This window comes from Sphingomonas sp. SORGH_AS_0950, from assembly GCF_030818415.1.
Classification (GTDB): domain Bacteria; phylum Pseudomonadota; class Alphaproteobacteria; order Sphingomonadales; family Sphingomonadaceae; genus Sphingomonas.
Window position 1 is genome coordinate 403,816 of the sequence record NZ_JAUTAE010000001.1, and the last position, 20,904, is coordinate 424,719.

The following is a 20,904-nucleotide window of genomic DNA, read 5'->3' on the forward strand; positions in this document are numbered from 1 at the left end:
CGCCGCCACATGGCGGGCGACGGCGCGTGCGTGGGGCCTGTCGGGGGCTGCGGGGCGATGGCGGGGCGGCGGCTGATCCGCCCCGGCGAGACGACGATCGACCCGTTGACGAACGAGGGGGGGCGAAATGGCGGACGATGTGGTGATGGCGACACGCTGGGACGGCGAGGCGAACGTCGGCGTCCGGCCCAGGGTGGCGGGCGGGCGCCTCCCGACGCTGCAACGGGCGCTCGATTGGCGCGGCGCATTCTGGGCGATCAGCGGGGTGCCCGCCGGGGTGCTGCTGACCATGGGGGGCGTCGCGACGGTGGTCGGCCAGGCCTCCTGGGCGGTGTGGATCCTGTCGGTGCTGATCGGCTTCCTGCAATGTTTCGTCTATGCCGAGATTGCGGGCCTGTATCCCGACAAGTCCGGCGGGGCATCGGTCTATGGCGCGGCGGCCTGGATCGGATACAGCAAGTTCGTCGCGCCGATTTCCGTATGGTGCAACTGGCTGGCCTGGTCGCCGGTGCTGGCGCTGGGCACGGGGCTGGCCGCGGCCTATGTCCTGACCAGCCTGTTTCCGGCGGGGGCGGCGATCAACACATGGCATCTGACGCTGCTGGACCTGGGCGCGATCCGGCCCGGACTGACGCTGCGGATCAACGCCGTGGCGATCATCGGCGCCGCTTTCCTGTTGATGACCTTCCTATTGCAGCATCAGGGTGCGGCGCGGGCGGCGCGAACGCAGAAGGTGCTCGCGCTCGCCTGCCTCTGCCCGCTCGCGCTCATCGGCTTGGTGCCGATCGTCACGGGCGATCTGCCCTCCGCGAACCTGTTTCCGCTCGTCCCCATCGTCCGCGATGCGGCGGGGCATATCGGCTTTGGCAGCTGGAATGCCGCAGGACTGACGGTGCTGGCGGCGGGGCTGTTCGGGGCGGGCTGGTCGACCTACGGCTTCGAGGGCGCGGTCTGCTATGTCCGGGAGTTCCGGGACCCGGCGCGCGACACGTACAAGGCGATCTTCTCGGCGGGATTGATGTGCCTGGCGATCTTCACCTTGGTGCCGCTGGCGTTCCAGGCGTCGCTGGGCCTGCGCGGACTGATGAATCCCGCCATCTATGACGGGACGGGCGTGGCGCTGGCGCTGGCGAGCATCGTGAAGGGCGGCGTGATCGTCACGAACCTGTTCGTCGCGATGTTCATCCTGGCGCTGCTGCTGATCGTCATGTCGTCGATGATGGGGTCCTCGCGCACCCTGTACCAGGCATCGGTCGACGGCTGGCTGCCACGCTATCTGTCGCGGGTGAACCGCCACGGCGCGCCGACGGCGGCGATGTGGACGGACCTGGGCTTCAACCTGATCCTGCTGATGATGTCGGACTATTTCATGGTCCTGATGGTGTCCAACGTCTGCTACATGATCTTCATCTTCCTCAATCTTCAGGCGGGGTGGATCCACCGCATCGACCGTCCGCACTGGCCGCGTCCGTTCCGCGCGCCGAACTGGCTGATCGCGGTCGGCGCGATGCTGGGGTTCGTCAATCTGGCGCTGCTGGGCGCCGGGGCGGAAGTGTGGGGCCCCGGCACGCTGCGCAACGGTCTGGTCGCCGCCGCGATGATCCTGCCGGTGTTCGTCTTTCGCCATTATGTCCAGGACGGGGGCCGGTTCCCGGCGGCGGCGCGCGGCGATGGCGCGCGGCCGGCCGATCCGCCGCGTGCGGGGATACGCCCCTATGCGGCGCTGGCCCTGGCCGCAGCGATCATCGCGGCCGCCCATCATTTCTCGGTGCTTCCGGGGTGAGGGGGAAGCCATGGCGGCCCTGGCCCCTGCGAATCGGTCGCAGGTGTTGACAGCGATTGACCAAGCGTTCAACGAACAGGCTGGTCACCTTGGCTGGAAACGCCATATAACCCTAGGTATCGTGATTTCCGTGCCTTGCTCAATTGAACGAGTCTTCAGAACATGGTCATTGCCCGTTCTTCGCCGATCGCCGACGATGGTCGCGCCCGCCAGCTGGTCGAGATGACGATCGACAGCCTGGCCGAGCTGGGGTTCGTCGGAACCACCCTCGTCCAGATCGCCGGGCGCGCGGGCGTGTCGCCGGGGCTCGTCGCCCATTATTTCGGCGACAAGGAAGGCCTGCTCGAAGCGGTGTTCCGGGCGCTGACCACGCGCCTCGGGGCCCGGCTCCGGCTACGGCTGGCGCAGGCGGAGGGCCCGCGCGAGCGGCTTCAGGCGGTGATCGACACGAACCTGGCGCCCGAGGAGCTCGACGGCGCGACCAGCAAGGTCTGGTTGGCCTTTTGGGGGCATGTGCGCCACCAACCTCGCCTGTTCCGTATCCAGCGCGTGTATCAGCGGCGGATGCTGTCCAACCTGCGCCATCCGCTCCGCGCGCTGGTGTCGGCCGAGGAGGCGCCCGCGCTGGCCGCGACCATCGCGGCGATGATCGACGGGGTGTGGCTTCGCGGAGCCCTGTCGGAGTGGAGCGAGATCGACGGCGATAGCGCGTGCGCGCTGATCGGGTCGTTCGTCGACAGCCGCCTGGCCGCGATACCGGCCGCTCCGCCGCCGCGTCGCGAGATCGTGCCGTGCAATCCCGCGACCGGCGAGGTGCTGGCCCGGATCGCGGTGACGGACAAGGGGGCCCTCGACGCCGCCGTCGCGCGCGCCCGTGCCGCGCAACCCGCCTGGGCGGCGCTCGCCCCGCGCGATCGTGGCCGCATCCTGCACCGGGCCGCCGATCTCCTGCGCGAACGCAATCTGGAACTGGCGCGGATCGAGACGCTCAACACCGGCAAGCCGGTCCAGGAGACCGAGGCGGTCGACGTGCTGTCCGGCGCGGATTGCCTGGAATATTATGCGGGCGTCGCCGCGACCGTGGCGGGACAGCATCTCGACCTGGGAGCCGAGGCTTTCGGCTATACCCGGCGCGAGCCGCTGGGCGTGGTGGCCGGGATCGGCGCGTGGAACTATCCGTTGCAGATCGCGTGCTGGAAAGCGGCGCCCGCGCTGGCCTGCGGCAATGCGATGATCTTCAAGCCCGCCGAACAGACGCCGCTGACCGCCTCCGCGCTGGAGGAGGTTTTCCGGGATGCCGGGCTGCCCGACGGCATTTTCCAGGTCGTGCAGGGCTATGGTCCGCTCGGCCGCGCGCTGGTGACGCATAAGGACATCGCCAAGGTATCGCTGACCGGATCGGTGCCCACGGGCCGCGCGGTGATGGCCGCCGCCGCGCCGGGGCTGAAGGCGGTGACGCTGGAGCTGGGCGGCAAGTCGCCACTGATCGTGTTCGAGGATGCCGCGCTCGACAATGCGGTGTCGGGCGCGATGCTCGCCAATTTCTATTCGACGGGACAGGTTTGCTCCAACGGCACGCGCGTCTTCGTGCATCGGTCGGTGCTGAACGTCTTTCTGGAACGTCTCGCGGCGCGCACCACCCGCCTGGTCGTCGGCGACCCGCTCGATCCCGCGACGCAGATCGGTCCGCTGGTGACGGAAACCCAGATGAACATCGTGCTCGGCCATATCGAGCGCGCCAGGCGCGAGGGCGTGCGGCTGCTGACCGGCGGCAAGCGCCTGATCGAAGGCGATCTCGCGCGCGGGTGGTTCGTCGCCCCGACGATCTTCGTCGCCGAGGACGACCGGGCCTCCATCGTGCGGGACGAGGTGTTCGGCCCGGTCATGACGGTGCTGCCGTTCGATGACGAGGAAGAGGTGATCGCGCGCGCCAATGCCACCGAGTTCGGGCTGGCGGCGGGCGTCTTCACCGCCGACATCACGCGGGCGCACCGCGTGATCGCACGGCTGGAGGCCGGGACGTGCTGGATCAACCAGTATAACGTCACGCCGATCGAACTGCCCTTCGGCGGCTACAAGGCGTCGGGCCTGGGCCGCGAGAACGGTCTGGCCGCGATCGAACATTATACCCGTCTGAAGAGCGTCTATGTCGCGATGACCGACATCGACTGCCCCTATTGAGCGGATCTGCGATGACCGACAGCTTCGATTACATCATCGTCGGCGCGGGCTCGGCCGGGTGCGTGCTGGCCGCGCGGCTGACCGAGGGCGGGCGCCATTCGGTGCTGGTGCTGGAGCAGGGCGGGTCCGACCGCTCGGTCTTCATCCAGATGCCCAGCGCGCTGTCGATTCCGATGAACATGGCGCGGTACAATTGGCGCTACGAGACGGAGCCCGAGCCGCATCTGGACGGACGACGGCTGCACACCCCGCGTGGCAAGGTGCTTGGTGGGTCGTCCTCGATCAACGGCATGGTCTATGTGCGCGGCAATCCGGCGGATTTCGACCGATGGGAGGCGGAGGGCGCGACGGGTTGGGGCTATCGCGATGTCCTGCCCTATTTCCGGCGCGCGGAGACTCGGGAGGAGGGCGGCGATGCGTGGCGCGGCGATTCCGGGCCGCTCCATACCAGCTATGGCCGCCTGGCCAATCCGCTCTACCGGGCCTTTATCGATGCGGCGCGCGAGGCGGGCTATCCCGAGACCGCCGACATCAACGGCCGTCAGCAGGAAGGGTTCGGGCGGATGGACATGACCGTCCATCGCGGACGCCGCTGGAGCGCGGCCAATGCCTATCTGAAGCCCGCCATGCGCCGCCCGAACCTGACGGTCGTGACCCATGCGCTGGCGACCCGCATCGTGCTGGAGGGGCGTCGGGCGACCGGGATCGTCTATCGTCGGGGCGGGGTGGAGACGACGATCCATGCCCGGCGTGAGGTGATCCTGGCGGGCGGGCCGATCAATTCGCCGCAACTGCTGAAGCTGTCGGGCATCGGTCCGGCGGCGGAACTGGCCGCGCACGGCATCTCCCCGGTCCACGACCTGCCCGGCGTGGGCGAGAATTTGCAGGACCATCTGGAATTCTATTTCCAGATCGAATCCAAGAAGCCGATCACCTTGTACCCTGCGATGAATCCGCTGCGAAAGGCGCTGATCGGCGCGCAATGGCTGCTCGGCAAGAAGGGCCTCGGCGCGACCAATCATTTCGAGAGCTGCGGCTTCATCCGCAGCCGCGCGGGCATCGCCTATCCCGACATCCAATATCATTTCCTGCCGCTGGCGGTCAGCTATGACGGATCGTCGCTGGCGACGGGCCATGGGTTCCAGGCGCATGTCGGACCGATGCGGTCGAAAAGCCGCGGCCATGTCCGCCTGCGCAGCGCCGATCCGGCGGAGAAGCCGTCGATCCGCTTCAACTATATGAGCCATCCGGACGACTGGGTGGAGATGCGGGCCTGTGTCCGATTGACGCGCGAGATCTTCGCGCAACCGGCAATGGCACCGTTCGCCGGGCGCGAGATCCAGCCCGGCGCGGCGGTCATGGACGACGAGGCGATCGACGCATTCGTCCGCACCCATGTCGAAAGCGCCTATCATCCCTCGTGCAGCTGCGCGATGGGCGCGGCGTCCGATCCCATGGCGGTGGTCGACCCGGCGCTGCGGGTGCATGGGGTCGAGGGGCTGCGGGTGGTCGATTCCTCGGTGATGCCGTCGATCACGACCGGCAATCTCAACGCGCCGACGATCATGATTGGCGAAAAGGCGGCCGACCATATCCTGGGCCGACCGATGCTGGCCTCCTCGAACGCGGACTATTACCGCGCCGAGGGGTGGGAGACGCGGCAGCGATAGGCCGCGGCGAGGCAGCCGGTGCCGCACCCATGTCGCGACACCGGGAGGTCCGTCACGCGTCGCTGGCGGCGACCATGTCCGTCGGGTTGTCATGGTCGCGTGACGCGGTCGCGCGCAGCCGGACCGACAGCAGCACGGCGATCAGCATGACCGTGACGAACAGCATCGCGATCGCCGTATTGTAATAGACCATCGCCACGGCCGCGACCGCCGCCATGCCCAGGGCAAAGCCGGGCACGACCGGGAAGCCGGGTGCGCGATAGGGCCGGACGAGGTCGGGCTCGCGCCGCCGCAGCCGGAACAGCGACAGCATCGACATGATGTACATGGTCAGGGCGCCGAAGACCGACAGCGTCACGACGCTCGCGGTCAGCGGCTGCCCGCCGAAGCGGATCCAGCCGTCGCTATAAATCGTCAGGACGCCGACCGCCGCGCCGGCGATCGTGGCGATGTGCGGCGTCCGGAACCGGGGATGCAGGCGCCCCAGCGCAGCCGGGAGATAACCCGCGCGCGCCAGGGCGAACATCTGGCGGGCATAGCCCATGATGATGCCGTGGAACGAGGCGACGAGGCCGAACAGACCCAGCCAGACCAGCATGTGCAGCCAGCCGCTGGAATCGCCCACCGCCCGCCGCATCGCCTGGGGCAGCGGGTCGTTCAGGTTGGACAGGGCTTTCCAATCGCCCGACCCGCCCGCCAGGATCATGACGCCGAAGGCCAGCGCGGTCAGCGTCACTATGCCGGTGACATAGGCGATCGGTATCGTCCGGCGCGGCTCCTTGGCTTCTTCGGCGGCCATCGCCACGCCCTCGATCGCCAGGAAGAACCAGATCGCGAAGGGGATGGCGGCGAACATGCCGCCGAGCGATCGCAGCGTGGGCGTATCGCTGCCCGCCCAGCCCCCGGCGACGAAATGGTCGAGCGAAAAGATCGGCGCGACCACCTTCATGAAGACCAGCAATTCGCCCACCGCCAGGATCGTCACGAACAGCTCGAAGGTCGCCGCGATCCCGACCCCGACGATGTTCAGCGCGACGAAGATCGCATAGGCCCCCAGTGCTGCCGTCCTGGGATCAAGCGACGGAAACTGGACGGCGAGATAGGCACCGATCGCAAGCGAGATAGCGGGCGGGGCGAACACGAACTCGATCAGCGTGGCGAAACCGGCAATCGCGCCGCCCCAGGGGCCGAAGGCGCGATAGGCATAGGCGAAGGGGCCGCCCGCCTGCGGAATGGCGGTCGTCAATTCGGTGAACGAAAAGATGAAGGCGATGTACATCGCCGCGACGATCGCGGTGACGGCAAGGAAGCCCAGCGTCCCGGCCGTCGCCCAACCATAGCTCCAGCCGAAATATTCCCCCGATATGACCAGGCCGACGGCGATGCCCCAGAGGTGGAAGGCGTTCAGCGATTTCTTGAGATGCGTGTCTGACCCGTGCGTCATAAGCCCCCTTACGATTATTCGCTTGCGATGCGCGGCATGGTCCCCGGGGATTCCAGGGTATCCGCATTCTGTCCCTCTTTCAGCGCGACCCCCGACAGCGACCGGCGCAGCGCCTCGCGCGCCAGCCATGCCAGCGTCCGGGCCGCCTGCTCATAGCTCTGGCCGCCATGCCGGTGGATGTTGGAGATGCAGTTGCGTTCCGAATCCCGCCGCCCCGGACGCGGGTCGTGCGTGAGGTACAGGCCCAGGCTGTCCGACACGGTCAGGCCCGGTCGCTCGCCGATCAGGATGACGCTGAGCCGTGAGCCGATCGCGGCCCCGATCGGGTCGGCGATGGCCACGCGGGCCTGTCGCGCGATGACGACCGGCGCGATCGACAGCTCGGGCAGGGCCTGACGGCAGGCATGGATCATCGGCGCGGCGTGCCGCTGTACCGCCGTGGAGGACAGGCCGTCCCCAACCACGAACACGATGTCGAAGGGGCCGCGCAGGGTCGTCAGCCGCTCCGCATCGTCCGGCGCCAGCAGGCGTCCCATGTCGGGCCGTCGCAAATAGGTCGCGCGGTCCGGGGCCATGCTGGCAACGGCGATAGCGGCCAGCGGCGCCAGGTCCCGCTCCAGCGCGGCGACGTCGAGCATGGCATGGACCGCGTCGCGCGCCATGGCATGGGCCGCCTGGAACCGGAGGACCTCGTCCATCGGTATGGCGTTGCCCGAGCGGCCCAGGCCGATACGGGCCTTGGTCGCCCGGCGAAGGATCGTCCATGGATCGCGCGGCGCGGCGTCTTCGGTCAGGGACCGGTCGCGATCGTCGCTCATGGCCGGGCTGCCCCCATATCCGCCCCCATGTCCGCCAATGCCCGCAGCCGGGACTGGTCCGGGCCGATGGAGCGGATCGTGCCGTCGGGGGCGAGCATGTCCATGCGGTCGAGCCACGCCTCGAACTCCGGCGCGGCGCGAACGCCCAGGACGGAGCGGAGGTACAGCATGTCGTGATAGGCCAGGCTCTGATAGTTGAGCATGATGTCGTCGGCGCCGGGCATCATGATCAGGAAGGTGCAGCCCGCCTGGGTCAGCACCGTCATCAGGACGTCCATATCGTCCTGATCCGCCTCGGCATGGTTGGTGTAGCAGACGTCGCACCCCATCGGCAGGCCGAGCAGCTTTCCGCAGAAATGATCCTCCAGCCCGGCCCGGATGATCTGCTTGCCGTCGTAAAGATATTCGGGGCCGATGAAGCCGACGACGGTGTTGACCAGCAACGGATCGAACGCGCGGGCGACCGCATAGGCGCGTGTCTCCATCGTCTGCTGGTCGACGCCGTGATGCGCGTCGGCGGACAGCGCCGCACCCTGTCCCGTCTCGAAATACATCGCATTGTCGCCGACCGTCCCGCGACGCAGCGACCGCGCGGCGTCGTGCGCCTCGCGCAGGATGGCCAGGTCGATGCCGAAACCGCGATTGGCTGCCTCGCTGCCCGCCACGGATTGAAAGACGAGATCGACCGGGGCGCCGCGCGCCATGATGTCGATCGTGTTGGTGACATGGGTCAGCACGCAGGTCTGCGTCGGGATGTCGTAACGCTGGCGCAGATCGTCCAGCATCTTCATCAGGTCGATCGCGTTGGGCACATTGTCGGTCGCCGGGTTGATGCCGATCGTCGCGTCGCCGACCCCGAACAACAGCCCGTCGAACACGCTCGCGGCGATGCCATGGCGATCGTCCGTCGGATGATTGGGTTGCAACCGCGTCGACAATCGTCCCGGCAGCCCGATCGTCGAGCGAAAGGCGGTGACGACGCGGACCTTGCGCGCCACCGCGATCAGATCCTGGTTGCGCATCAGCTTGGATACGGCGGCGACCATTTCCGGGGTCAGGCCGCCCGCGACCGCCGCCAGCATGGCCGTGTCCGCCTGTTCGGACAGCAGCCAGTCCCGAAAGCCCCCGACGGTCAGATGCGCGAGCGGCGCGAAGGCCGAGGGATCGTGCCCGTCGATGATGAGGCGGGTGACCTCGTCCTCCTCATAGGGGACCAGCGCTTCGTGCAGAAACCGGTCGAGCGGGAGATCGGCCAGGACGAACCGGGCCGCCATGCGCTGCGCCGCGCTTTCCGCGGCGATACCGGCCAGTTCGTCGCCGGAGCGCAGCGGCGATGCGCAGGCCAGGAGGTGTTTGAGATCGCGAAAGACGAAGTGCTGGCCGCCGACATTCGAGGAATACGCCAATCCGACCTCCTGACCGCCATGCCGGATGCCACGCCGGAACGATGCGAGCTCTGTCAAATCCGCCCCTGGCGCCGCTGGCGAGGTCGCGCGCCCCGCTCTACACCCCCGCGCTTTCCGGATCATGCAACGTGATCCGGATCAAGTCCATCGGGTCCATGCCCCGTATGTGCGATCGCGCTACTCGTCGGCTTCGATGGCGCAAATGGGCCCGGAAGGTCAGGGCAGGACATTCTCCAGCGAATGCAGGAGTTGTCTGGCAACGAACGGCTTGGCGCAGTTGACGACGTCGGGGTAGCGGCTCTTCACGACGTCGTCCTCGTACCCGCTGGCGAATATGAACGGGATGTGCCGCGCGGTCAGGGCATCGGCCACGGGGAACGCGAATTGCCCGCCCAGATTGACGTCCAGGATCACGGCGTCGATCCGGTCTTCCTGTTCGATGCGGGACAGGGCGGAGGGGACCGAGGCTTCGGGGCCTATGACGATGGCGCCGGCCTCTTCCAGTTCCAGCTGGAGATCCTGGGCCAGCATATATTCGTCCTCAACGATCAGGATCCGGCGATTGGTGAGAGGCATCACGCGACTCCAATGGGCTCCGGTTGGATACCGGCAGAGCAATGGAGCAGTGAATTCCATCTGCCGCCATAACGTAGGTCGTCTCTGCTTGTAATTGATAAGGCAGCGCTTTTTCGATCAGGGTGCGGCCCTGGCCGGTGCCGCCCGGCGCCTGGCCATCAGGGGGCATGTTCACGCCGCTCTCCCGCCAGTCGACATGCAGCCACGGTTCCCCGTTCGCGCCGTCCTCGACCCGCCAGCGAACGGCAAGATGCGCGCCCGGTTGGCTGAGCGCGCCATATTTGACCGCGTTCGTCGTCAGCTCGTGCAGCGCCATTGCGAAGGTCTGCACCGTGCCGGACCGCAGGGGGACGTCGTGCGGGCCGTCCAGCGTGACGCGCGGGCGCGCGGCATCGAGCGCGCCGGTCGCATCCAGCTCCGCCTGGATGAGGTCGCCGAAGGTCACCCGGTCGTCGTCGCGCAATTGCGACAACAGGCGTTGGGCCCTGGCCAGCGCCTCGATCCTGTCACGGAATTTGGCGCGGAAGTCCTTCAGGTCGACGCTCGACCGGATGGTCGCATCGGCCATCGAGCGCACCATGCCCATCAGGTTGAAGGTGCGGTGCTGCAATTCCTTGACCAAGATCTGCTGACGCTCCTTCCATTCGCGGCGATCGGTGGTCTCCACCACCGCACCCACCATGCGGACGGGGCGACCGGCGGCATCATGATCGAATTTGCCCCGACCGGAAAGCCAATGGACCGAGTGGTCCGGATGGACGACCCGAAACTCATGGACGAATTCCTCCTGCCGTTCCATGGCCTGGTGAAGCGCCGCCTCGGTCCGCGCGCGATCCTCGGGATGGATGCGCGACGACCAGGCTTCATAGCTGGGCGTCACCTCTCCGACATCATAGCCCTCCATGCGGAAATGCTCGTCGGACCAGTGGACCTCTCCGGTGATGACGTTCCAGTCCCATAACCCCAGCTGACCGACTTCGACCGCGCTGCGAAGCCGCTCCTCGCTTTCGCGCAGGGCCGTCTCGGCACGCTTGCGCTGGGTCACATCCTGGCCGACCTTGACGAAGCCGCGAGCCGTGCCGCCCTCGTCGAGAAGCGCCCACACGGCCCCCTCGATGAAGATCCGTCGTTCGTCCTTGCGCAGGTGCCAGCGGATATTGGCGGCATAGCCGTCCCGGCGCGCGGTTTCGATCTCCCGCTTGTCCTCTCCCGCCGCCCGATCCTCGGGGGTGAAGGCGATGCTGCCGAGCTGCCCCACCGCCTCGTCGGCGGTCCAGCCGAAGACGGCCTCAGCACCCGGAAACCAGTTGTCGATGCGATCCTTGGCATCGGTCGTGAAGATGGCATAGTCCTGGACGGTTTCGACGATGCGGCGGAAACGTTCTTCGCTGGCATGGAGGCGATCCACCTTGCGGAGCCGGTCGATCACCGGGCCCAATATGGCCGCATAGGTCCGCAGGAACTGGATTTCGTCGTCGCCGAATGTGCGCGGGCCGGTCGCATCGACCTGAAGGACGCCATAGGGGCGTCTGCCCGGCACCAATATGGGTACGTTGACCAGCGCGACGACGCCGGCCTCTTTCATGAATGCGGGGATGATGAACCTGTCTTCCTTGGTAATATCCTGGGAAACCACGGGTTCGCCAGCATTGATGGAATAGGTTTCGGACGACGCCTCCGTCATCGACAGGTGGACATGTCCGACGACATCCTTCGCCCAGCCGACACCGGCCTGGACGAAGAGTTGCTGTCGTTCCTCCTGAATTTCGAGGACCTTGGCGCGGTCCGTACCCAGTGCCTTCGCCACCAGGCGGCAGGCCTCGGTCAGGACCGCGTCGAGGTCCTCCGAGCGGATGGCGAAATCGCCGAAATCGGCAAGCACCTGTTGCCGCTTCATCATCTCTTTGATCTTCGGCATGAAAATCTCCGGCGATGGGGTGATGATCGGGGAATTGGGAAATACCGGAGGAGGGATGCCGTTCGCTCAAATTTGAGCGGCGTCGCCAAAAGCTCCCATAGCGGCGGTCTGTCGTGCGGTTTCGGGGGGCTCCGATGCCGGGGATCGGATGGGAGCGTGCAGGCCGCCCTGGCCGTCGATCAGCAGGTCCAGCGCAATATTCATTCGCGCAGGGTCTGCGATCGAGGCTCTCCCTTCCCAGGGGATGAGCAAGGCGCTGGCGGGGAACGACGGTGGGATTTCGTCTTCTGCGGCTCGTAAGGCGTCATGCGGGGCGTGACCGTCAGGCGCGGGGACGAGGTGGAGGCTCGCTATCCCTCTGCTCTCACAGGCCCGCGCCAGTCCGATCGCATCGGCTGTGCTCGGGGCGTCGGCATGCACCAGGCCCCATGGCCGGATATGATCCAGCATCGCAGCGATGTCTGCTCCCTGCGCTTCGCATTTGGCCCATTGATGGGCGATGCCGCGCTTCTCGCATATCCGCGACCAGCCTTGGACCAGCGTCTCGTCGCTGCTCCAGATCAATAGAACCGGATCGGCGTGCGCTGCGTGCGAGGGTGGCGTCCTGATGGGATGGCGGATCGGCGGATAGACGAGCCGATCCTGTCGCCGCCACCACCCCGGCGCGCGGGCGACCGGATGGCGTTCGGCGGCGGCGGGCAGTCCTTTCCACAGCGACGCCAGGGCGGTCGGGCGCGGCGTGCCACCCGATATGTCGAATATACCCGCTTCATAGGTGCCGGGCGCGGTCAACAGGCGATCCCAATCCTGCGAGCCCAGCAGCGACCACGCCGTGACGGCGCGGACATCGACGCCTTCGCGCCGGAGCATGGCGCAGCCGTCCCACGCCTCCGCCGCCCATCGCAACTGCTCCTCGCGCGTGCAGCCATTATGCACCTCCGTCACCGCCAGGGGAACGCCATAACGGTCCCAGGCTTCGCGAAGCGCCCCGGCCAGTCCGGGGGGCGGGGGATCGAGGACGCGTATGGCCTCGACATCGGCATAGGCGCGGCGGGCATTGCCGCCATGGCTGCGCGGCGGATAGCGTTGCAATCGGTGGTCGAGAAACCGGTCGCTGGTCAGATAATGGTTCACCCCGACGATGTCGGGCGGGCAGGGGGCGTCGGCGATGCGCCGCAACCGGTCACCGAACCCGAAGCCGTTGATCCTTTCCCATAAAGGGTGATGCGGGGTGACATGCCCGAACAGCAGGTCCCATCCGGCCCAGCGGCGCAGATTGTCGAACGCCGCCTGTTCGCGCAGGACCAGCGTGGCATAGGTGCGGCCGAGATCGTCGGTCTGGATCAACCGGGCCGCCGGGTTCACCCGGCGAATGGCCCGCATCGCGGCCCGCGTGCCATCGATCTGGTTGAGCAGCGCCAGCCAGAATGCCCCTTCGTCGCGCGCATGGGGATACCAATGGCCGTACAGGGCGGAGAAGCGCGCCGTGGTGAGCGGTTCGTTGACCGGGGTCCAGTCCTCGATCCAGGAATAGCGTTCCGCCACCTGCCGCGCATAGTCACCAAGGCCGGTGGCGAACCCGTTGTCGAGCAAATGGGTATGGGGCGGGCCGCTGCCATGATGGACCAGCCCGGCAATGGGCCGGATGCCCAGCGAACGCAGCCGCGCGAGCCGCTCGTCGGTCCACGCCCAGTCGGGCGTTCGTCCGTCCGCCATCACGCGTTCCCACAAGACGGGGTAGCGTATCGCCGACAGGCCCAGGCCCGCAAACAGGTCGAGGTCGGTGATCCGGTCGTGATGCCCGCTCAGGCGGATCTGATCGCGATAGCCCGTGGCGGTGCGATTGACGGTGCATTCCACGCCACCCCAAAGTTCCAGGCCATCCATCGCTGTCTCCCCTGGGCCCAACGGACCGGCGTTGCGGGCGTTCCGGGAAACTGACTGATTTGCATTTATATACAGTAGGTTAGGCGGAACGCGGCGAAGCGGCGGGATGTTTCTGTTTTGTAACAGCGACCTAGAAGGAGCTTCCGTGACCGCCCAGCTGTCGAGCGCCGCCCATGGCTCCAATAGCCTTTACCACCGCCGTCCGCGATCGACGCTGATCTGCTTTAGCCATCTTCGCTGGGCCTTCGTCTTCCAACGGCCGCAGCATCTGATGACGCGCTTCGCCGCGACGCAGGATGTGTTGTTCTGGGAGGAACCCGAATATCGGCCCGGCCCATCCGAACTGCACCGCCGGACATGCCCGGAAAGCGGCGTGGTGGTGCTGACCCCGCAACTCGACGCGGCCTTGCAAGGCCGGGAGGACGAGGCGCTGGCGGCCCTGCTCGACATCGAGCTGGAGGGTGTGACCGGCCCGGTCGTTCGCTGGTATTACACGCCGATGATGCTGCCCTTTTCGGACCATGTCCGGGCGGCATGCATCGTCTATGACTGCATGGACGAACTCTCGGCCTTCAAGGGCGCGCCGCCACAGCTTCTCGAGCGGGAGCAGCGGCTGATCGAGCGGGCCGATCTGGTCTTTACCGGCGGGACCAGCCTGTACGAGGCGAAGCGTAGCCGCCATTCCAATGTCCACGCCTTTCCCTCCAGCATCGACGCGGCGCATTTCGGACGCGCGCGGTCGGGGGGCGGGGAACCGGCGGATCAGGCGTCGCTGCCGCGTCCACGGCTCGGCTTTGCCGGGGTCGTAGACGAGCGGATGGACCTTGCCCTGCTCGCCGCCCTGGCGGATGCCCATCCCGAATGGTCGCTGGTGGTCATCGGCCCCGTCGTGAAGATCGACGAAGCCGATTTGCCGCGTCGCGCAAACATCCATTATCTGGGCGGGCGGCCCTATGGCGCGCTGCCGGATTATATGGCGGGGTGGGACGTCGCCCTGATGCCCTTCGCGATCAACGAGGCGACGCGGTTCATCAGCCCGACCAAGACGCCGGAATATCTGGCGGCGGGGTGCCCGGTCGTCTCGACGCCGATCACCGATGTCGTGCGCCATTATGGCGCCTTGGCGGGCGTGACCATCGCCGACACGCCCGCCGCCTTTGCGGCCGCCTGCGAAGCGGCGATGGCTTTGCGGGCCGAAGGCGACAGCTGGCGCGACGAGGCGGACCGGCAGCTGTCACGCGGTTCGTGGAGCAGCACGGCGCTGGAGATGACCGCGCTGATCGAGGCGGAGATGGCGGGGCGCAACCGGCATGAGCCGATCGCGTCCCCCGTCACCTGGCCGCCGCGGCACGATCGCTATGACGTGATGGTCGTCGGCGCGGGGTTCGCCGGGGCGGTGATGGCGGAGCGGCTGGCGGCCGATGGGGGCAAGCGCGTGCTGGTGGTTGACCGGCGCTCGCATATCGCGGGCAATGCCTATGACCATCACGATGCGGCGGGCATCCTGGTCCATCGCTATGGCCCGCACATCTTCCACACCAATTCGGGCGAGATATTCGACTATCTGTCGCGCTTCACCGATTGGCGGCCCTATGAGCATCGCGTGCTGGCCGATGTCGGCGGCAAACAGGTGCCGATGCCGATCAACCGTACGACGCTGAACGCGCTCTACGGGCTGGACCTGTCGAGCGATGCGGAGGTCGAGGCGTTCCTGGCGTCCCGCGCCGAGCCGGTCGATCCGATCCGCACATCCGCCGATGTCGTCGTGTCGAAGGTCGGCCGCGAACTCTACGAGACCTTCTTCCAGGGCTATACCCGCAAGCAATGGGGCATGGACCCGTCCGAACTCGACAAGTCGGTCACCGCGCGGGTGCCGACGCGCACCTGTACCGACGACCGCTATTTCGGCGATCGCCATCAGGCGATGCCGGCGCAGGGCTTTACCCGAATGTTCGAGGCGATGCTCGACCATCCCAATATCGACCTGTTGCTGGGGGTCGACTATGCCGATGTCCGCGACGCCTATCCGCATGACCATCTGGTCTTCACCGGGCCGATCGACGAGTATTTCGGCTATCGATACGGTCGGCTGCCCTATCGCTCGCTTCGCTTCGAGCATCGGACGCTGAACGAGGAACGGCATCAACCCGTCGCCGTCGTCAACTATCCCGACGAGGCCGTCCCCTATACGCGCATCACCGAATACAAGCATCTGACCGGGCAGGTCGCGCCGCAGACCAGCCTGACCTATGAATATCCCAGCGCGACGGGCGACCCCTATTACCCGATCCCCCGCGACGAGAACCAGGCGCTCTACAGACGCTATGAGGCGCTGGCCCTGGCCGAGCCGCATGTCAGTTTCGTCGGGCGGCTGGCGACCTATCGCTATTACAATATGGACCAGGTCGTCGGGCAGGCGCTGGCGACCTATCGGCGGCTGAAGCCGATGCTGGACGAGGCCGCGATGCCGGGTGTCGCCGCATTGGCGGGAGGACGCAGCGCGGCATGAACCACCAGCGAGCGGACGAAGCCGTCAGGCCGGTCGTCCTGCTGGCGGCCGAGACGAACTTCGTCACCGATTACGTGGCGAGCGTCCTCTGCGAGCGTGGCATTTCGATGATCGGTCCGTTGGTGAACCCATCGCAGGCGTGCAGGTCCTGGCGACGCAGCCCGTGCGTGCCGCCATCCTGTTCGACACCGCGGCCTCGCAGGATCGCGCCCGACTGATCGCGATGCTGAACCACCGGACGCTGCCCTATCTGACGGTGATGGGGCCTCGCAACGTCGAAGGGCAAGAGGATGGCGCCGTGCTGTTTTCCCCCTTCGCCGCCTGTCAGGTGGCCGACTGGGTCGCGGAGCAGACGTGATCGGCCGGATGTCCGGGGCCGGGCCGATCGATGCGGGACCTATTGCAACGAGTTTGACAGACGATGAAGCGTAAAGCCGCCATTGCGAATGCCATTATCGAAAGCGCGATGGACTATGCGATCATATCGCTCGATTCCGAAGGCGTCATCACGAGCTGGAACGACGGGGCCGAACATGTGCTCGGCTGGTCTGCGGGAGAAGCGTTGGGCCAGCCGGGCGAGATCATCTTCACGGCGGAGGATCGTGCGGCCGACGTGCCGCGCCGGGAAATGCAGCAGGCCGACCAAGCGGGACGCGCCGCCGGCGAACGCTGGCACGTACGGCGCGACGGCAGCAAGTTCTTCGCGCTGGGCGAGCTGATGCCGCTCCGGCTGGAGGAAGGCGGCTATGTCAAGATCCTGCGCGACCGCACCGATCAGCGTCGCGCGGTCCAAGACCTGGAGGACAGCCGCAAGGCGACCAGCGGCGCCCATGCGATGCTGGCCGAACTGACCGAGTCGCTCGAGGACCCGTTTTACGCGGTCGATGCGGAAGGGCGCTTCACCTATATCAACCGTAAGGCGGGCGAACTCTGGGGGCGGGCGCCCGGCGACCTGATCGGTAAGATCTGTTGGGACGAGTTTCCCCAGGCGGTCGGCAGCGAACCCTATCATGCCCATCGACGCGCGATGGTCGAGCGTACTGCCATCCGCCTCGAAGCGAAGTCGCCGATCCTGGGCAAATGGATCGACATCGACATCCATCCGATCACGACCGGCGGACTGGCCGTCTATTTCAAGGACGCCAGCCAGCGCAAGGCGGCGGAGATCGCGTTGCGGGCGCGGAACGACACGCTGTCTGAGGAGATCGCCGAGCGCACCCGCGAACGCGACCGGATATGGCAGTTGTCGGGCGACTTGATGGACGTGTGCAGCGCCGATGGTCGCCTCCACACCGTCAATGCCGCCTGGACGGCGATGCTGGGCTGGACCGAGGAGGAACTGCTCGGCGGCAATTTCTTCGACCTGATCCATCCGGAGGATCGCGAGGCGACGGCCGCCGAGTTTGCGCGGCTCGCCAAGGGAGAGGAAGCGGCGCATTTCGAGAACCGGTTTCGCGGACGCGACGGCCGCTATCGCGTCATCTCCTGGACCACCGCGCCCGAGGCGGAACTGTTCTACTCGATCGGCCGCGACATGACCGATCATCGCCGCGTGGAGGAGCAATTGCGCCAGAGCCAGAAGATGGAAGCCGTCGGGCAGCTCACCGGCGGGCTGGCGCACGACTTCAACAATCTGCTGACCGGCATCACGGGCAGCCTGGAGATGATGGCGATCCGTATCGCACAGGGGCGGATCGGCGATGTCGAGAAATATAACGCGGCGGCGCACGGCGCGGCCAAGCGTGCCGCCGCCCTGACCCACCGCCTGCTCGCCTTTTCCCGCCGCCAGACGCTGGACCCCAGGCTGATCGACCCCAATCGGTTGATCGAGGACATGCTGGAGCTGATCGTTCGCTCGGCGGGGCCCGATATCGATACCCGCTATGTGACGCAGGTGGATCTCTGGACCACGTTGGTGGACCCCAATCAGCTGGAAAACGCGCTGCTCAATCTCTGTATCAACGCCAGGGATGCGATGCCCGATGGTGGAAGGCTGACCATCGAAACGTCCAACCGCTCGCTCGACGATCGCACCGCGCGGTTCCACGAGATGGAGCCGGGGCGCTACGTCGCGGTCTGCGTGTCCGATACGGGGATCGGGATGACCCCCGATGTCGTCGCCAAGGCGTTCGACCCGTTCTTCACCACCAAGCCGATCGGCGTCGGCACCGGCCTTGGCCTGTCGATGATCTATGGTTTCGCGCGCCAGTCGGGCGGCAGCGTGCGTATCCACTCCCAGCCCGGCGAAGGGACGACCGTCTGCGTCTATCTGCCCGCGCATATCGGCCGCGCCGAGGCGGACGACGATGACGCCGATCTGGCCGATGCCCCCCGCGCCATATCGGGCGAGACCGTGCTGGTCGTCGACGACGAACCATCGGTGCGCATGCTGGTGACCGACGTGCTGGAGGAACTGGGCTATACCGCGATCGAGGCGGCGGACGGCGCCGCCGGGCTGAAGGTTCTGCAATCCGATGCACGGATCGACCTTCTGGTATCCGATGTCGGTCTGCCCGGGGGCATGAACGGTCGGCAGATGGCCGATGCCGCCCGTGTGACCCGACCCGATCTGAAGGTCCTGTTCATCACCGGCTTCGCCCAGAACGCAGCGGTGGGCAACGGGCAGCTTGAACCGGGCATGCATGTCATGACCAAGCCCTTTGCCATGGAAGCCATGGCCACGCGGATCAAGGCGCTGATCGAAGGGGGCTAGGCCGCCTGCTTCGCCCTGCGCAGCGCGTCCATCAGGATGCGGCTGTAGATGCGGTGCGTCTCGGCCTCCCGGTGGACACCGGCGCTGGACGGCGCGATGCCCAGCGATGCGGCGGGGGTGAAGGTGAGCTCGCCGAAATAGATGCCGTCGCGACCGTCATACAGGTCGACGCGTACAAAGGCGAACGGCGCCGACAGCGCTCGGGCAGCGGCGATCATCCGTTTCAGTCGGTCCTTCGCCGCCCTGGCGAAGCCGTCCGGCGCGCTCAGGCCGTCGCCTTCATCCATCGGATCGAAGTGCGGCACGCGGAACAGGCGACTCCAGGGCTGCCCGAAGCGGCCATGGTCGATCTGGCACAATAGCGGCTCGCCATGGATGCAGTGGAATTTGTAATCGTCGGGCGGCCCGGCCATGTGCGTTGGGATCATTGTCTCGACGATGATCTTTCGTGGCAGGCGCCAATATTGCATCTCCCGCAGGATCGACGCGTAATCCATCGAGGCCAGATCATACAGGTCGCGCAGCGCCGCAGGGTCCGCGAGATCCCGCAAAAAGGTGACGCCACCGCTGGCATGGGTCGGCTTGGCCAGGGCATCGGTCCCGATAAAGGGGCGGAGCCGGTCGAATAGGTCTTCGGGCGAGGCCAGCGTCTCGACCGGGATGACGGCCAGCGTCTCCGGGATATGAAGATCGAGGCAACGTTGATGTGCCTCGACCTTGGCGGTTTGCTTATCGACAAAGGCCTGCTCCGATGCGGACCAGTGCGGATCGATCATCCGGTCATAGATGACGTCGTTGATCCGCGCGTCGGGATGGTGGGGCGGAAGCGGCGGGCGGCCGAATTTTCGCTCGAATGGCACGGAGGCCAGCCGATGATTAGCGGCCCGCGTCATGGGGCCATGCCCATCGTCGCCCGCGTCTCTGTTCGGCTTTTCGCTCATGGATGACGGTGAAATGGCCGCGCGAGGTCAGTCATGGTCGGCGGTCGCGCGCTCGACGCACAATCCGATCGCCGCGATGCGGTCGACCTCGGCATAGGGTGCGTTGTCCAGTTCGTCGCCAAAGATGTCGGGATCGAGCACGCGGTAATCCTGGCGGTAGCCGGTCGCGGGAATTGCGTGCTGTATCGCGTCCCGAACCACGTCACGGCCACCCACGATCGACACGCCCGTATGCATCAGGAAGCGGCCGCCCGGCGCCAGTTTGCGGATCGCCATCAGCGTCCAGTCGACCGACAGCCTGCCGCCATAGAGATCGCCGCCGTCGCGATAGGCACGGCGGACGGGATCTATCATGAACGGCGGATGGGTGACGATCAGGTCGAACGGCCCGTCGACCTCCTCGGGTGTCTGCGCCATCACGCCATGGTTGGCGATCCCCGAGAAGGTCGCATTGATCGACGCGAGTTGCAGAGCCTTGGGATTCAAGTCGGCCAGCGTCAGCTCCGCCTTGCCGTGCAGCGATGCGGCGACGATGCCACCGACCCCGGCTCCGGCGCCATAGTCGAGGATGCGGGCCTCAGTCGGCAACCCGGCCAGGTGGCGTGAGATATAGTCGGCGAAGCGGTAGCTGTCAGGGCCCAGGAATACGGCATCGCGTGCCGTGGTCGGATAGCGCGAATGAAGGAACAGCTGCCCCAGCACGTTCGAGACGCGGATGGCGGCGGTTACCAGTCCGTCCGGACGCTCCTCCAGCAACCCTTGCGCGGCAAGGATCGCGAGGAGAGCAGGGGGCAGGGCGTCGCGGCGGCAGGGCAGGGACCATCCCAGCAGGTCGGCCACGGTCGCGCCGACCTGCCGATCGGGTCGCGCTATCACCCGCGCCTGCGACGCCGGGGTGGGCGCGATGAAGTCGTAATCCATCGAACGCAGCATGCCGAGCAGGTCGAGCATCGCGTTGCGCGAAATGCCGGACACGGCATCGGACCCATCCGCCTTGAAAGAAGTCTCGTCGGGCTCTGTTACGTTCATATGATCACCATAATTCACGATGCTGGCCG

At 66.6% G+C, this 20,904-nt stretch carries 14 protein-coding genes; 6 read left to right on the plus strand and 8 right to left on the minus strand.

Going from position 1 to position 20,904, the window contains the following annotated elements; genetic code table 11:
- Window positions 1-127 precede the first annotated feature (127 nt).
- From QE385_RS01645 to betA, 3 genes are all read left to right on the plus strand, one after another.
- Entirely contained in the window at window positions 128-1,783 is a 1,656-nt protein-coding gene (locus QE385_RS01645; protein WP_307098430.1) for an APC family permease, read from the plus strand.
- 162 nt (window positions 1,784-1,945) lie between these two features.
- Complete coding sequence (betB, locus tag QE385_RS01650) at window positions 1,946-3,964, plus strand: betaine-aldehyde dehydrogenase (RefSeq protein WP_307098432.1); 2,019 nt, start codon at window positions 1,946-1,948, stop codon at window positions 3,962-3,964.
- 11 nt (window positions 3,965-3,975) lie between these two features.
- Entirely contained in the window at window positions 3,976-5,634 is a 1,659-nt protein-coding gene (gene betA, locus QE385_RS01655) for a choline dehydrogenase (RefSeq protein WP_307098434.1), read from the plus strand.
- 52 nt (window positions 5,635-5,686) lie between these two features.
- On the opposite strand, the gene eat is transcribed toward betA, so the two are convergent.
- The 6 genes from eat to QE385_RS01685 all read right to left on the minus strand — a co-directional run bounded on the left by eat (window position 5,687) and on the right by QE385_RS01685 (window position 13,683).
- Complete coding sequence (eat, locus tag QE385_RS01660) at window positions 5,687-7,078, minus strand: ethanolamine permease (protein ID WP_307098436.1); 1,392 nt, start codon at window positions 7,076-7,078, stop codon at window positions 5,687-5,689.
- 14 nt (window positions 7,079-7,092) lie between these two features.
- The gene (gene eutC, locus QE385_RS01665; protein ID WP_307098438.1) at window positions 7,093-7,896 is read right to left on the minus strand and encodes an ethanolamine ammonia-lyase subunit EutC; all 804 of its coding nucleotides are present in this window, start codon (window positions 7,894-7,896) and stop codon (window positions 7,093-7,095) included.
- Entirely contained in the window at window positions 7,893-9,302 is a 1,410-nt protein-coding gene (locus tag QE385_RS01670; RefSeq protein ID WP_307098439.1) for an ethanolamine ammonia-lyase subunit EutB, read from the minus strand. The genes eutC and QE385_RS01670 overlap by 4 nt, the downstream gene beginning before the upstream one ends.
- 216 nt (window positions 9,303-9,518) lie before the next feature.
- Complete coding sequence (locus QE385_RS01675; protein ID WP_307098441.1) at window positions 9,519-9,878, minus strand: response regulator; 360 nt, start codon at window positions 9,876-9,878, stop codon at window positions 9,519-9,521.
- Window positions 9,844-11,796 (minus strand): PAS domain S-box protein, encoded by a 1,953-nt coding sequence (locus QE385_RS01680; RefSeq protein WP_307098443.1) that lies wholly within the window; start codon window positions 11,794-11,796, stop codon window positions 9,844-9,846. The genes QE385_RS01675 and QE385_RS01680 overlap by 35 nt, the downstream gene beginning before the upstream one ends.
- A 66-nt stretch (window positions 11,797-11,862) precedes the next feature.
- Window positions 11,863-13,683, minus strand: a complete 1,821-nt coding sequence (locus QE385_RS01685) for a family 1 glycosylhydrolase (RefSeq protein WP_307098445.1) — start codon at window positions 13,681-13,683, stop codon at window positions 11,863-11,865.
- 145 nt (window positions 13,684-13,828) lie between these two features.
- On the opposite strand from QE385_RS01685, the gene glf reads away from it, so the two are divergent.
- The 3 genes from glf (at window position 13,829) to QE385_RS01700 (ending at window position 18,905) form a co-directional block, all read left to right on the plus strand.
- Window positions 13,829-16,192 carry a UDP-galactopyranose mutase gene (glf, locus tag QE385_RS01690; protein ID WP_307098447.1) on the plus strand — a complete coding sequence of 788 codons (2,364 nt, stop codon included), beginning with the start codon at window positions 13,829-13,831 and terminating at the stop codon, window positions 16,190-16,192.
- A gap of 163 nt (window positions 16,193-16,355) precedes the next feature.
- Window positions 16,356-16,550 (plus strand): hypothetical protein, encoded by a 195-nt coding sequence (locus tag QE385_RS01695; RefSeq protein ID WP_307098449.1) that lies wholly within the window; start codon window positions 16,356-16,358, stop codon window positions 16,548-16,550.
- 63 nt (window positions 16,551-16,613) lie between these two features.
- Complete coding sequence (locus QE385_RS01700; protein ID WP_307098451.1) at window positions 16,614-18,905, plus strand: PAS domain-containing sensor histidine kinase; 2,292 nt, start codon at window positions 16,614-16,616, stop codon at window positions 18,903-18,905.
- Here QE385_RS01700 and QE385_RS01705 read toward each other — a convergent pair.
- Together QE385_RS01705 and QE385_RS01710 are read right to left on the minus strand one after the other, a co-directional pair.
- Window positions 18,902-19,798 (minus strand): ATP-grasp fold amidoligase family protein, encoded by an 897-nt coding sequence (locus QE385_RS01705; RefSeq protein WP_307098452.1) that lies wholly within the window; start codon window positions 19,796-19,798, stop codon window positions 18,902-18,904. The two genes, QE385_RS01700 and QE385_RS01705, sit on opposite strands and share 4 nt — an antisense overlap.
- A gap of 75 nt (window positions 19,799-19,873) precedes the next feature.
- On the minus strand, window positions 19,874-20,821 hold the full coding sequence (locus QE385_RS01710; RefSeq protein ID WP_307098454.1) for a methyltransferase: 948 nt from the start codon (window positions 20,819-20,821) through the stop codon (window positions 19,874-19,876).
- Between the last annotated feature and the right edge of the window lie 83 nt (window positions 20,822-20,904).